Consider the following 13,552-nt stretch of genomic DNA (forward strand, 5'->3'; position numbering starts at 1 on the left):
CGAACTCTCGGCAGGGTGTGGTCACTTGCCGCGATCCGATGGGTTCTCGTGCAGGACGATGGCGGCGGCCGGGCACCTCGGGTGGGCCTCCCGGACCCGCTCGTACTCGCTCTCCGGCGGAGCCGGGTCGAGCAGGATCACCGTGCCGTCGTCGTCGCGCTGGTCGAAGACCGCGGGGGCGAACGCGGCGCAGTTTCCGGCCGCGACGCATCTGCTCTCGTCGACCTCGACGTTCATGGGTCAGCTCCGCTTCCGGTCGTGGGTCACCAGGTGACCGGCAGGGTGTTCACGCCGAAGACCAGCGCGTTCGTGCGGTAGTCCAGCTCGTCGTGCGGGACGGCCGACTTGAGCGTGGGGAACCGGGTGAACAGCGCCGGGAGCGCGACCCGCAGCTCCATGCGCGCCAGCTGCTGGCCGAGGCACTGGTGCGGGCCGAAGCCGAAGGTGAGGTGGCGGTGCGGAGGGCGCCGTACGTCCAGCCGGTCCAGGTCCTGGCCGCTGCCCTGGCCTTGTTCCTCGTCCTGGCCGGTGGCCGAGGGGTCCCGGTTGGCGGCCAGGACGGACGCCACGACCCGTTCGCCCTCCTTGATCTCCTGATCGCGTACGCACATGGTCCCGGCCGCCTGGCGCGGCAGGACGGCGGCCGGTGCGGTGTACCGCAGCAGTTCCTCGACGGCGCCGTCGGTCGCCGAGGGGTCGTCCCGTACCACCGCGAGCTGATCGGGGTGCTGGAGCAGCAGGGCGATGCTGGCGGAGAGGGTGCTGGCGATCGTCTCGTGCCCGGCGATGAGCAGCATGTTGCCGATGCCCGCCAGTTCGCTGTCGGTGAGCTGGTCGCCGTATTCGCGCACCACCCGGCCCAGCACGTTCTCGCCCGGGTGCTCCCGGTGGCGCGCCACGAGCCCGGCCATGTAGGCCTCCATCTCGGCGGCCTTCTCCATCTGCACCTCGCGGCTGACGCTGAAGTCCAGCGCGACCTTGGTGCGGCGCTGGAAGTCCTCGCGGTCGCCGTAGGGCACACCCAGCAGTTCACAGATGACCAGCGTCGGGATGGGGTTGCAGAAGACCTCCACCAGGTCCGCGCCAGGACCGGCCGCCGCCAGCGCGTCCAGCGCGGACCCCACGACGCCCTCGATCGCCGGACGGAGTTCCCGCGCCCGCTTGGTCGTGAACGACCCGGTCAGCATGCGCCGCAGCCGGGTGTGGTCGGCGCCGTCGTAGCTCAGCAGGTTGCCCGCCTGGTACGGCATGGACCCGCCCATCCGCAACTGGTCGTTGGCGAGGGCGCTCTTGACGTCGTCGTACCGGGTGACGAGCACCGCGTCGAAGTCGCCGAGCAGCGGGTTGGGCAGCGTGACGCGGGGCAGTTCGTCGAGCTTCTGCGCCGCGTACAGCTCGGGGGCGGGCGCGAACGGGCATCCGGCGGCCCGTCCCGCGCTGGAGGTCGCCTGGGTTTCGGTCATGACATGGCCTCTCTGCTCATGAGGTGGAAGATTCGTGCGGCCGGCCGGGGATCGCGGCGCCGATGGCCAGGGCGAACACCGCTCCGGCCATGCCGACCACCGCGATGAGCACGAAGGCTCCCCGCAGCGGGACGGAGGTTCCGCCGAGCGGCATGCTCCGCCCGGCGAAGATCGCGCCGATGACGGCGCCGGACAGCGACGTGCCGATGGACCGCATGAGCGTGTTGAACCCGTTGGCGACGCCGGTCTCGCTGGGCGAGACGGCCGTCATGATCAGCGCGGGTATCGCTCCGTAGGCGACTCCGACGCCGCCGTTGGACACCACGGTGCCGATGATCAGCATCGTGATCGAGCCCATCTGGGCCAGGCAGACCGCGTAGCCCAGGCCGATCAGCGCGGTGCCCAGCAGCAGCGAGAACTTGGGGCCGCGGGCCGCGGAGATCCTGGCGCCGACCGCCGACGCGGCCATCATCGCGAGCCCGGCGGGCAGCATCAGCAGTCCGGCCCGCACGGTCGACAGGCCGAAGCCGTAGCCCGTGCGCTCCGGGAGTTCCAGCAGCTGAGGCACCATCAGAATCTGTGCGTACAGGGCGAAACCGACGACGACGGAGGTGATGTTCACCAGCAGCACCGGACGCCGTGCCGTGGTGACCAGATCGATCAGCGGATCGGCCGCCCGGCGCTCCCATACGCCCCACAGCCCCAGCACCACCACGGACGCGACGGCCAGGCCCAGGGTGGGGGTGCTGAGCCAGCCCCATTCGCCGCCGTACGAGATCGCCAGGAGCAGCGCGGTCAGCCCGGCGCTCAGGCCCAGCGCCCCGACGCCGTCGAAGCGGCCGCTGGCCAGCCCCGGGGGCGCCGGGACCAGCCGGGCCACCAGCACACCGAACACCGTCGTCAGCACGGCCATCACCCAGAACATCAGGTGCCAGTCGGCGAACTGCGCCGCCGCGGCGGCCAGCGGCAGTCCGACCGCCGCGCCGACCCCCAGGACGGACGAGGTCAGCGCGATCGCCGGGCCGAGCTGGCGCGGGGACAGCACATCGCGCAGCAGGCTGATGCCGAGCGGTGCGAGCCCCATGCCGACGCCCTGCAGCCCGCGCCCGATGACCATGGGGGCGAGTGAGCCGGCCGTCGCGCACAGCAGCGAGCCCAGCGTCACCAGCCCGAGCACGATCAGCATCAGCCGCCGCTTGCCGTAGAGGTCGCCGAGGCGGCCGACGACCGGGCTGGTGACCGCGCCGCCCAGCGACGCCGCGGTGACGACCCACGAGGTGCCCGCCACGCCCGCGTCCAGCAGCCTCGGCAACTCGCCCAGCAGCGGCACCACCATGGTCTGGGTCATCGCGGCCACGCCCACGGTGAAGGCGACGACCACGACGGTCCCGCGTCGGGTGTCGAGGGCATCCGGCACGCCGGTCTTTCCGGGCTCGGTCGGCGGCGGCGCCATGACCCGTCGCCGCATCAGAACCGCCTGCCGACGATGAACCCGGCGACCTCCTGGAACTCGTGGCGCACCCCGTCCGGGAGCCCCGCGGCGGCGAGGCATTCCTCCGCCGAGGCGACCTGGCGGGCCGCCTCGTCCCGGGCCCAGTCCCGTCCTCCGAAGCGCTCCACCAGGTCCGCGACGTGCCGCACGTCCGGCTCGCTCAGTGGCTCGGGACTGAGGTAGAGGGCGGCCAGCTCCTCCGAGCCGTCCGCGCACAGGGCGGCCACCACGGGCAGCGACTTCTTGCGCACCCGCAGGTCGGCCCCCACCTGCTTGCCGGTCTGCCGCTCCTCGCCCCAGATCCCGAGCAGGTCGTCGACGAGCTGGAAGGCGAGGCCGACGTGCTCACCGAAGGCGGCGAGCCGCTTGACCAGTCCCGGGTCCGCGCCGACGAGGTCCGCACCGAGCGAGCAGGCACACGCGAGCAGCGCTCCCGTCTTGTCGCCCGCCATCCGCACGCACTCGGCCAGGGTCACATCGCCGCGCCGTTCGAAGCCGACGTCGGCTCCCTGGCCGCTGATCATGCGCTGGGTGGCGGTCATCAGCGACGTGGCGGCCGAGGCGGCGCCCTTGCCGTCGGCGTCGAGCAGGACAGACCCGGCCGCGGCCACCAGCGCGTCCCCGGCGAGGATGGCGCCGGGCACGCCGAACACCTTCCAGGCGGTCGCCCGGCCGCGACGGGAGGTGTCGCCGTCCATGATGTCGTCGTGCAGCAGCGAGAAGTTGTGCACCAGCTCGATGGCCACCGCGGCCGGAATGCCGTCCGTGGCCGTGCCGTTCGCCGCCCGCGCCGACAGCAGCGCCAGGGTGGGGCGGACCAGCTTGCCGCCCCAGGTGCTGGTCGGCCGTCCGTCGGCGTCCGCCCATCCGATGTGGTACTGGGCGATCTGCCCCAGCTCCGGGCTCAGCCGGGTCCGGACGGCGTCGCGCAGGGCCGGTTCGAGTGCCGCCCGGCTGGTGGCGAGGACCGAGGAGAGCAGGTCGGCCTGGGTCGTGGTGGTCATGGCCGGTGTCGTGGTGGTCATGGCCGTCACCGCCCGCTCGCGAGGTGCGCGCACACGCGGCGGGTCGTCCGAGGTCGGTCCGCCCGTGGCGGGACGGGCACGCTGGGGTGTCGCATGGTGTGGCCCTTCACTGTCGCTCGGGGGTGGTCACTGCGTGGGCAGGTCGCGTGGTGTCGGCACCACGGGACGCAGCAGGGATCGGCGGAGAACCTGAGGGGAGGTGAGCAGGGAGCGGGGCGGGGCGAGCAGGAACAGGACGTCCCGGTTGGCGGTGCACACGACTGGATCGCCCGGTGTGCGGTCGCGTACGCGGTCCAGGTACCGCATCAGCAGCCGGTTGGCCGGGCCGCTGCGTACCGCGTTGCCGACGACTTCCGGCATGGTGCTGTCCACGCCCGTCGCCACGTCCCAGGCGTCGCGGGACGATCGCAGGACCGCTCGTTGCAGGGCGTGCGGCGACGGCGGGCGTTCGGCGGCCAGCGCCCGGGTGAGCGCGACCGCGTTCAGGGCCGCGACGGACAGGCCCTGCCCGTAGACGGGGTTGAGGGCGCACGCCGCGTCCCCGACGACGAGCAGTCCCCGGCGAGCGCGCCCCATACGGTCGTAGTGGCGGCGCCGGTTGGTGGTGTGCCGGTATCCCACGGGACGGCCGACGGGATGCGCCGCGCTGAGCCACTTGTGGGGGGCGGTGTGCGGGAGCCGGTCGAGGAACGCGGTGAATCCGGCCGGGTCGGTGGGCGGCGCGTGGTCCCGGGGCCCGGACAGGGTGACCATCCAGCGGTCGTCCTCGGTGGGCAGGATGATCGCGCCGAACGGCTGCCCGGCGTCGGGAACGATGTAGAAGCCCTGGAGGTCCTCGGGCGGGCCGTCGCCACGGAAGACGGCCGTGGCGTACGCCCGCCCGGTCTCCACCACGTCCTCACGGGGCGGTGAGCCCCCGAGGCCGGTGAGCCACTGGGGCGTACGGCTGGCCCGCCCGGTGGCGTCCACCACGAGGTCGGCCGTGAGTTCCTGCCGGACGTGGTGATCGGACCCCCGGCCACGGATCAGGACGCCGGTGATGTGATCGGGGCGGCCGAGCAGGCCCGCCGCCTCGGTCGCCGTCCGGACCGAGATCCGGGGATCGGCCAGGACACGCCGGCGGACGCGGTGTTCCAGGAAGGGGCGCGACGGGGTCATGATCGGGCGGGACGGATTGCGGCGGGATATCCACTGACCTGCCTGCCACACGCCCACGTCCCCCGGGACGGCGGGGCAGGGCGCGCCCGCTTTCCTCAGCTCGGACACCAGGCCGGGGAGCAGTGCGTCCAGCGCGTGCATGCCGCTGGTCAGCAGCACATGGGTGTGGCGTGACTGCGGCACACCCGCGCGGGGTTCGGGTCTCTCCTCGTACTGGTCGCGTTCGAGGACCGTCACCCGCTCCGCGTGGCGCGCGAACACCTGGGCGGTGAGCAGACCGGCCACGCTGCCGCCCATCACCACCACGTGTCCCAGCGACGGCCCTGGGGGTGTTGCGCGCATGTGCTGCCTCTCGTGTGTCACGAACGCGCCCGCTTCCCCGCGACGACGGCGCGGTGGCCGTCCTCGTCGCGTGGCGTCCCGTTCAACCGGCTGGCCAGATAGCGGACACCGGAGGTCTTCGCCGTGCCCGGCAGGTTGCCGATCATGTACTCGACGAGTTCCAGATGCGTACGGCGCCACCGCCACACGGCGGCGCTCAGCTCGTCGCGCTGGCGGGGTTCCACCGGGAGGAGGTGACCGGCGCCTCCCGGCATCAGGCACTCGGTCAGCGCGAACAGCTCGTGGAACTGCTCGGACTGCAGACCGCTCGCCGTGCCGACCCGGTCCCGGAACCGCAGGAAGTCCTCCGGCTTCAGCGTGTGGCGCATCAGCGTCAACTGCCCCTCCAGGGCGTCGATCAGCCGGGTCGCCCGTTCCGCCCGATGGGCGAAGCACCGCTGTCCGCACTCGTTCGCCGCGATGTGGCGCAGGTCGACGAGGACTTGGCTGAGCAGGGTCTCGGACGACTGGTGCACGACGATGAAGAGCCGTTCGTCGTCGCGCTCGTCCTGCAGCGTCACCGGCGTGAGCGGATGCTGCAGTGACAGCAGTTCGTCGAGGTGCAGATAGGTCGCATAGGTCATGCCGGTCATGAGAGCCACCTCCTCGGGTGAGTCCGCGCTACACCAGGCGGCCGGGCACGGTGAGTTCCGCGAGGGCGTTCCGGTGCTCGGTGGGCGGCAGGCATTCCAGCGCCTCCTCGGCCGAGCGCACGTGCCGGTGCGACACCTCCCGTGCCGCCTGGACCCCGTCGAAGGCGTTGACCAGCTCGGACATGGCCTCGTACCGCTCTTCGACGGACGACGCGGTGTCCGCGAGCAGGCGCTCGATCCGCCGCTGCTGCTCGCGCGGCGCGCGCTCGTGCGCGAGCAGCACGGGCAGGGTGGGCCTGCCGTTGCGCACGTCGGAGACGTTCGGCTTGCCCGCTCTCGTTCCGTCGTACGCCATCAGGTCGTCACGGATCTGGTACGCGATGCCCAGCTGGTCGCTGTACCGGCTGAGCGCGTTGAAGGCGGTGTCGTCCGCACCGCCGAGGGTGGCACCCACACCGCATGCCATCCACAGCAGGGCGCCGCTCTTGTCCCTGATCATGTCGAGGTACGTCTCGACGGAACAGACACTGCGGCTCATCCGGATTTCCTGAAGGGCCGCGCTTCCGATGCGCAGACCGGCCCGGGACAGCACGGCCAGGGCCCGTGCGACCCGTGCGGCGGGCGCCCCGGCTTCCTCGCACTCGGACAGCGCGGCGAAGCCGTGGAAGAAGAGCCCGTCCCCGCCCACGATCGCGGTGGGTTCCCCGAACACCGTGTGCGCGGCGGTCTTGCTGCGCCGCTCTCCGTCCCGGTCGATGATGTCGTCGTGCATCATCGCGCCGACCTGCACACATTCCAGGGCCACCGCAGCGGGCAGGGCGGGCGCCAGATCACCCCCCACCGCGAGGCTGGACCGGATCACCAGCCAGGGACCCATCATCTTGCCGAAGGGCACCAATCCGTAGCGCACCACTTCGTCGAGGCCCGAGACACCGTTGGGCCATCGGTACTCCACCTCGGCCCGTACCAGAGCGGCTACTTCGGCATCAGCGACCTGAGGCACATCGATGTCCGCTATGAAGTCGACGTTGTCCGTCATGCCGCTGACGCTAGGAGCGCCGTACCCCCGATGTCTTCAGCGCCGGGCGACCTCGGCCCGAGTGGACACACGGACTGGCATCTTCGTGCTCCCGCGCCCGGCCGCGACCCGACGACAGCGACATATGGGAAGAAAGCGGTCACATCGTGACGAGAGGCGACGCACACCGCTCCGATATCATGATCGAACTCAAGATCAATGAACACCTCACAAAACGGCCAAGTAATTGATACCAAAACCTTCGCGGGCGCTTTCCCGAATACCCCGCAAAGACGCGTTCGCCGCGTGGCTCCGGCCACGGGCATTGCTGTGGACCACGGCGGTGGTGGCGGCTCTCGGATTCATCGTCGCGCTGGAGATCGCCTCGCGCCGCTATGGCCAGCCGGGGCCGCTCACCAATCAGGTGCGCGAGGTGATATTCGCCCCCAAATCGGGGTTCATGCTGTACGCGGGCATGGCGTTGATGATGGTGGTGCTCACCCGGCGGGAACGGCTCATCGCGACCGGTGCCGCCATCGGCATCGACGCCGTCTTCTTCCTGGTGCGGTGGGCGGCGGGCATCGAGACGACCGATGGCCACCCCTTCGGCAATGGCGCGCTCTGGGTGATCCTGGCCTGCGCGGTCATCGCCGTCACCCGCCGCGAGGGCCAGGAACGGGTCCTGCTGCTGAAGGGCGTCGGGCTGGGGCTGCTGCTGGTGGCGGGCCGTAAGACGGGCGATGCCTGGCTGCTGATCACCTCGAAGACCCGCCCGATGGTGCTCGATCAGTACGTGTCCGTCGCCGATCACGCGCTGGGCAACCCGTCGTGGCTGGCGGGCCGGATCCTCGAAGCCACCGGCCCGGTCGGCACCAAGGTGCTCGACGGGGTCTACGTCCAGCTCGCGGTGGCCGCGGCCATCGTCGCCGCCTATCAGCTGCGGAACGTGGCGGCCGAGCGCCGCTTCCCGGGCCATCACCTGGTCCGCACCTTCCTGGTGATCGGCCTCGTCGGACCGGCCATCTACATGATCTTCCCCGTCGTCGGGCCGGTCTTCGCCTACGGCAGCGGCGCCTTCGGCACCGGCGGCGAGCACTGGGCGATCGCCGATCTGTGGCCGCACACGTCCACGCCGGTCGCCACTCCGCATCCGGTGCTCTACGACGCGGAAACGCCACGCAACTGCATGCCCAGCCTGCATACGGCATGGGCTACCGCGATCTTCATTCATTCCCGCACCGGGCCACGGATTCTGCGGTTCGCGGGCACGTTCTGGCTGGTCGCCACGCTCTGCGCGACGCTGGGATTCGGCTACCACTACGGCGTGGACCTCATTGCCGGAGTGGTGTTCACGATCACGATCGAGGCGACCCTGCGCGCGCTCGACCGAGGCTGGGACCGGTCGGCCATCCAACTGGTCGGCTATGGCACGGCGGTCTTCGCCGCGCTCCTGGTGGCCTATCGCTATCTGCCGATGGAGATGGCCCACCACCCGTGGGTGTTCGGCCCGCTTCTCCTGCTCGCGATGGCCTCGGTGATCCACGGCTATATACGGACCACCAGAGGGTGGGAACCGAAGGCCGCGGCCGTGCGGCCACCGGAACCACAACCCGAACCGGCGTGAGTCACGGCGCGCCGGACAGCGGGCCGCTCAGTGCGCGGCCCCGTGCACATCGACCACTTCGGAGCGTTCGCGGCGGATCCGCTCCAGGCCCCAGGCGCCGAGCGGACCGAGCGCCTGGTTGAGCGTGTGCCCGTGCTCGGTCAGGGAGTACTCCACGCGGGGCGGCACCTCGGCGTAGACCTTCCGGTGCACGAGGCCGTCCTCCTCCATCTCGCGCAGGTGCTGGGTCAGCATCTTCTCGCTCACGCCCGGCAGTCCACGGCGCAGCTCGGCGAAGCGGCGTACCCCATAGTTGTCCAGCTCCCAGAGGATCAGGCCCTTCCACTTACCGCTGACGACATCGAGCGCGGCATCGACGCCACAGATGTAGGGCCCGCATCGCGGCGTCTTGGCCATCGCTGAGCTTCTCCCTTACAAAAAGGTAAGTACCGCAGTATTTAGTGGGTACTTCCGAGAATAGCGGCGCCCTCCGAGCATGGAGGGGTGAACGAACAACACACCTCATTCCCACGGCAGGACAGCCCTGTCACCGTCATCGGCCTCGGTCCCATGGGCCAGGCCATGGCCCGTACCCTCCTCACCGCCGGACACCCGGTCACCGTCTGGAACCGCACCGCGAGCCGCGCGGACGGCGTCGTCGCCGACGGGGCGAAGCTCGCGGCCACACCGGCCGAGGCGGTCCGGGCGAGCGAGCTGGTCATCCTCAGCCTCACCGACTACCAGGCGATGTACGACATCCTGGGCGGCGCCACCGGATCGCTCACCGGCCGGACGCTCGTCAATCTGAGTTCGGACACTCCCGAGCGGACCCGCGCGGCGGCCACATGGGCGGCGGGCCACGACGCCACGTTCCTCACCGGCGGCGTCATGGCCCCGGCGCCGATGGTCGGCACGGAGGCGTCGTACGTCTACTACAGCGGACCCGGCGAGGTGATGGAGCGTCACCGGGCGGCGCTGGCGCTGCTCGGCGCGCCGAAGTATCTGGGCGAGGATCCGGGCCTCGCCCAGATGATGTACCAAGCCGCGCTCGCGGTGTTCCTCACCACCCTGTCCGGGATGATGCACGCGACCGCGATGCTGGGCAGTGCGGGGCTGGGGGCCCGGGAGGCCCTGCCGGAGTTGCTCTCCCTCGCCGACTCGGTCGGAGAGATCATGCGGGCGGGCGAGGAGACGCCCGGCGCCGCGCTGGACGCCGGGGAGCATCCGGGCGACCTCAGCACCGTCACGATGATGGGCGCGACGGCCGACCACATCGTGGAGACCAGCGCCGCGCTCGGCCTCGGGCTCGCCCTCCCCGAAGCCGTCCAGGCCCACTACCGCCGCGCGATCGACGACGGCCACGGTGGCGACAACTGGACCCGCATCATCGACGGCATCCGCGACCCGCGCTGACCCGACAGGCCGCGCTGGTCCATCAGCTCGACGCCACCCCGCGAGCCTCGCCCGTACGCCGCGTGCCCGTACGCCGCGTGCCCGTACGCCGCGTGCCCGTACGCACCGCGCCCGCGCTCGCCGCGACCACCATCGCGATCGCTGCGCACTGCGGCAGCGTCAGGCCCTGGTCGAGCACCAGATAGCCCGCCAGCGCGGCGACGGCCGGGGCCAGGCTCGTCAGCACCGCGAAGGTCGCCGCGGGCAGCCTCCGCAGGGCGAGCAGTTCCAGGGTGTACGGCACCCCGGAACTCATCACCGCGATCGCCAGGCCCAGACCGAGGGCCGCCGGTTCCAGCAGCGCCCCGCCCGAGGCCCCGACCCCCAGCGGCAGGCTGAGCAGCGCGGCGACGGACATCGCGATCGTCAGACCGTCCAGCCGGGGGAAGCGGGCCCCGGCGCGGGCGTTGAGCACGATGTACGCCGCCCACATCACCCCGGCGCTGAGCGCGAAGGCCACGCCCGAGGCGCCCAGTTGGTCGAATCCGCCGTACCCCAGCAGGTACACCCCGGCCAGGGCGAGTCCGGCCCACAGCAGGCTGGCGGCGCGGCGCGAGGCGACGACCGACAGCAGCAGCGGTCCGAGGACTTCGAGGGTGACCGCCGCCCCCAGCGGGATACGGGCGATGGCCTGGTAGAAGAGGAGGTTCATGCCGCCGAGGGCCAGCCCGAACCCGCAGACCACGGCCCAGTCGGCGCGCGCGTAGCCGCGCAGCCGGGGCCGGGTGATGACCAGCAGCAGCAACGCGGCGATCGTCACCCGCAGCGCGACCGTGCCGAGCGCCCCGGCCCGGGGAAACAGCAGCGCGGCGAAGGCCGACCCGAACTGCACGGACAGGGTGCCCGCCAGCACCAGGCCGACGCCGCCGAGCGTGCCACGGCCGGGGGCGTGGCGGAGGAGGACAGGAGCGGTCGTCGTCGCGGAGGAGCCGCGCGCCGTGGATTTCATGGGCCCCACGCTAGGAACCCGGCCCACGCCCTGTGAAATGCGGAGTTCCCTGCGGTTATGCTTCTCGGGCATGACCATCGAGCTGCGGCATCTGCGCGCCTTCCTCGCCATCGCCGAGGAGGGCAACGTCACGCGTGCCGCCGCCCGTCTCCACCTGAGCCAGCCCGCGCTCTCGCGCACGCTGCGCCAGCTGGAGGGGCACTTCGGCGCCCGGCTCGTCGACCGCTCGACGCACCATCTGGAGCTGACCGCGGAGGGCCATACGTTCCGCGACAAGGCCCGCGCCGCCGTGACCGCCGCCGAGACCGCCCTCGACCCCCGGGGCCTGCGGAGCTGGCCCCTGCGGCTGGGCCATCCCTGGGCGGCTCTCGGCGACCACACCATCCCGCTGCTGCGCCGCTGGGACGAGGCCCACCCCGGCACTCCGCTGGAGCTGCTGCGCATCGACGACCGCACGGCGGGCCTCACCCAGGGGAAGGTCGACGCGGCGCTGCTGCGGGGCGAGGTCACTCGGGCCGGGATCCGCACGGAGTCGCTGATGTCGGAGGAGCGGGTGGTGGTCATGCCAGCGGACAGCCCGCTGGCGGCGCTCCCCCGCGTCACCCTGGCCGACCTCACCGCCCATCCGATCGCCCTCAACACCGTCTCCGGCACGACGACGATGGGCCTGTGGCCGCCGACGGCCCGGCCCGTCGCGACCATCGAGGTGACCAACACCGACGAGTGGCTGATCGCCATCGCGGCGGGCCGGGCCGTGGGCGTCTCCACATCGGCCACCCCGAGCCATCACACCCCCCCTCGCTGGTCTACCGCCCGCTCGCGGACGCCCCGGCCATTCCCGTCGTCCTGGCCTGGCGCGAGGGTCTCGGCCACCCGGCCATCCCGGACCTGGTGGCACTGGCCCACCAGGTCATCGCGGCCGACCGGACCGGAGCGCCCTGAGGCCGTCCGGACGGCGGACGCGCACGGTCAGCCCCTCCGGGCCGGTCAACCGCGCCTCGCGGCCGCCGGTCTCGTCCAGCCAGGTGGCGGCGCCCGGGGCGAGGTCCCGGGCGAGGACACCGTCCACGTCGTCCACGGCGACGACGAGTTCCCACCGCGGGGCGGTGGCGAGGGGTGGTCCGGTGACGAAGTCGGCGCCGACAAGGCGTCCGCCCGTCGCCTCGCGGTAGAAGTCCCGTACCCGGTCCGGCTGTTCGCAGGCCAGGACCATGCGGTACGGGGCGCCCGCGAGGCCGGGCGGAAACCCCCAGCCGGTGAACCGATACGGCTGCCACAGGGAGAAGGCGGCGCCCACCGGATCGGTCAAGGTCGCCATGCGGCCCTGATCGCCCGCGTCGAAGGGCGGGACGACGAGGCGGGCGCCGTGCGCCACCGCCGCTTCGGCGCGGCGGTCGACGTCGTCGACCGTGAGGTAGTAGGCGATGTGGGCGGGGGTGTCCGGTGGGTAGACCGGATCGGCGAGGTCGCTCACACCGCCGATCCGGTGACCGCCGACGGCTATCTTCGTGGCCCGGCGCCAGTCCTCCTCGTCCACCGCGAAGTGCCAGCCCAGTGCCGTCGAGAAGAAGGCCGTGGTGCCGGGCAGATCGCGGGCCTTGAGGTCCATCCAGCAGAACGTTCCCTGATGATCCGTCATGGCAACATCCTGCCAGCGTGGATCTTCGCTCCGCGCGGAGCGCAACCCCGCGCGGGGGCGGTGGGTCATGTAAGCGCGTAAGCGCCCACCCCGGCTTTCCTGAGAGGAATCCATGAAGCTTCGCCGCGCCCTGTCGGCAGCCGCCGCCGTCGCCGCCCTCGGCTCCGCGTCCCTGCTCGCCGTCCCCACCGCACACGCGACGGGGAACGCGCCCTCGGCCACCGCCGAGCCGTCGCCGTCCCCGACGTACACCCGCCCGGCCTTCTGCTCCGGCATTCCCGATGAGGAACGGGGAAAGACGGGGCTGCGCGGGCTGCCCGGCACCATCGTCGCCGGGTCCGGATGGCACGAGTTCACCTATCGCGTCACCAACGTCTCCACCGTCACGGTGATGGAGACGGTCATCAGCCTCTACCCCGGCACCGCCGACCCGGACCTCGACGACATCGCCGAACTCGGCATGACGGTCGAGTGGTTCAACCCGGAGGCCGGCACGTGGAAGCCCATCGAGGGTGAGGGCGCGGAGCCGCTCGACAACGACGACTTCGCCACGCTGGGCATGGTCAAGCCGGGCGAGCACACGGACGCCGCGATGCGCATCAAGATCGCCAAGACCGCCAAGGCGGGCACCGGTTACTTCTTCACCCACGGGTACTCGTACGGCGAGGACGACCAGTGCGGCTTCGACGAGATCAGCCAGTTCGACTTCACCGTCGTGTCGGCGCGCTGACGTTCGTACAGTTCGCGCTGTTCGTAAGGAACTGAAACCGCCGGTTCGG

12 protein-coding genes and 2 pseudogenes are annotated in these 13,552 nt (G+C 71.6%); 4 read left to right on the forward strand and 10 right to left on the reverse strand.

Annotated elements, in window-relative coordinates; genetic code table 11:
• Positions 1-21: 21 nt before the first annotated feature.
• The 7 genes and pseudogenes from ACFV9T_RS04555 to ACFV9T_RS04585 all read right to left on the reverse strand — a co-directional run bounded on the left by ACFV9T_RS04555 (position 22) and on the right by ACFV9T_RS04585 (position 7,151).
• Positions 22-237, reverse strand: coding sequence for a ferredoxin (locus ACFV9T_RS04555; protein WP_385436607.1), 216 nt, complete (start codon positions 235-237; stop codon positions 22-24).
• Positions 238-263: 26 nt separating this feature from the next.
• Positions 264-1,463 carry a cytochrome P450 gene (locus tag ACFV9T_RS04560; protein WP_385436608.1) on the reverse strand — a complete coding sequence of 400 codons (1,200 nt, stop codon included), beginning with the start codon at positions 1,461-1,463 and terminating at the stop codon, positions 264-266.
• 16 nt (positions 1,464-1,479) lie between these two features.
• On the reverse strand, positions 1,480-2,931 hold the full coding sequence (locus tag ACFV9T_RS04565) for an MFS transporter (protein WP_385436609.1): 1,452 nt from the start codon (positions 2,929-2,931) through the stop codon (positions 1,480-1,482).
• On the reverse strand, positions 2,931-3,980 hold the full coding sequence (locus ACFV9T_RS04570; RefSeq protein WP_385436610.1) for a polyprenyl synthetase family protein: 1,050 nt from the start codon (positions 3,978-3,980) through the stop codon (positions 2,931-2,933). The genes ACFV9T_RS04565 and ACFV9T_RS04570 overlap by 1 nt, the downstream gene beginning before the upstream one ends.
• Positions 3,981-4,106: 126 nt before the next feature.
• Complete coding sequence (locus tag ACFV9T_RS04575; protein ID WP_385436611.1) at positions 4,107-5,480, reverse strand: FAD-dependent oxidoreductase; 1,374 nt, start codon at positions 5,478-5,480, stop codon at positions 4,107-4,109.
• Positions 5,481-5,497: 17 nt separating this feature from the next.
• Positions 5,498-6,130: pseudogene (locus ACFV9T_RS04580) on the reverse strand (tryptophan 2,3-dioxygenase family protein); the annotation flags it as partial.
• A gap of 10 nt (positions 6,131-6,140) precedes the next feature.
• Complete coding sequence (locus ACFV9T_RS04585) at positions 6,141-7,151, reverse strand: polyprenyl synthetase family protein (protein WP_385436612.1); 1,011 nt, start codon at positions 7,149-7,151, stop codon at positions 6,141-6,143.
• Between the two features lie 259 nt (positions 7,152-7,410).
• Here ACFV9T_RS04585 and ACFV9T_RS04590 point away from each other — a divergent pair, with 259 nt between their 5' ends.
• The gene (locus ACFV9T_RS04590) at positions 7,411-8,754 is read left to right on the forward strand and encodes a phosphatase PAP2 family protein (RefSeq protein ID WP_385436806.1); all 1,344 of its coding nucleotides are present in this window, start codon (positions 7,411-7,413) and stop codon (positions 8,752-8,754) included.
• Between the two features lie 27 nt (positions 8,755-8,781).
• On the opposite strand, the gene ACFV9T_RS04595 is transcribed toward ACFV9T_RS04590, so the two are convergent.
• Complete coding sequence (locus ACFV9T_RS04595) at positions 8,782-9,150, reverse strand: winged helix-turn-helix transcriptional regulator (protein ID WP_385436613.1); 369 nt, start codon at positions 9,148-9,150, stop codon at positions 8,782-8,784.
• A gap of 87 nt (positions 9,151-9,237) precedes the next feature.
• Between ACFV9T_RS04595 and ACFV9T_RS04600 the strand changes: the two genes are divergently transcribed.
• On the forward strand, positions 9,238-10,146 hold the full coding sequence (locus ACFV9T_RS04600) for an NAD(P)-dependent oxidoreductase (protein WP_385436614.1): 909 nt from the start codon (positions 9,238-9,240) through the stop codon (positions 10,144-10,146).
• Between the two features lie 22 nt (positions 10,147-10,168).
• Here the strand turns inward: ACFV9T_RS04600 and ACFV9T_RS04605 are convergent, their stop codons facing one another.
• A complete protein-coding gene (locus ACFV9T_RS04605; protein ID WP_385436615.1) occupies positions 10,169-11,134 on the reverse strand; it encodes a DMT family transporter in 966 nt (321 codons plus the stop codon).
• A 37-nt stretch (positions 11,135-11,171) separates the two neighbouring features.
• On the opposite strand from ACFV9T_RS04605, the pseudogene ACFV9T_RS04610 reads away from it, so the two are divergent.
• Positions 11,172-12,076 (forward strand): annotated as a pseudogene (locus tag ACFV9T_RS04610) (LysR family transcriptional regulator).
• Here ACFV9T_RS04610 and ACFV9T_RS04615 read toward each other — a convergent pair.
• On the reverse strand, positions 12,045-12,887 hold the full coding sequence (locus ACFV9T_RS04615; RefSeq protein WP_385436616.1) for a VOC family protein: 843 nt from the start codon (positions 12,885-12,887) through the stop codon (positions 12,045-12,047). The pseudogene ACFV9T_RS04610 and the gene ACFV9T_RS04615 sit on opposite strands and share 32 nt — an antisense overlap.
• On the opposite strand from ACFV9T_RS04615, the gene ACFV9T_RS04620 reads away from it, so the two are divergent.
• Positions 12,886-13,503 (forward strand): hypothetical protein, encoded by a 618-nt coding sequence (locus ACFV9T_RS04620; RefSeq protein WP_385436617.1) that lies wholly within the window; start codon positions 12,886-12,888, stop codon positions 13,501-13,503. The genes ACFV9T_RS04615 and ACFV9T_RS04620 overlap by 2 nt on opposite strands.
• The last annotated feature ends 49 nt before the right edge of the window (positions 13,504-13,552 follow it).

The sequence above is a fragment of the Streptomyces sp. NPDC059850 genome (assembly GCF_042731515.1).
GTDB lineage: Bacteria > Actinomycetota > Actinomycetes > Streptomycetales > Streptomycetaceae > Streptomyces.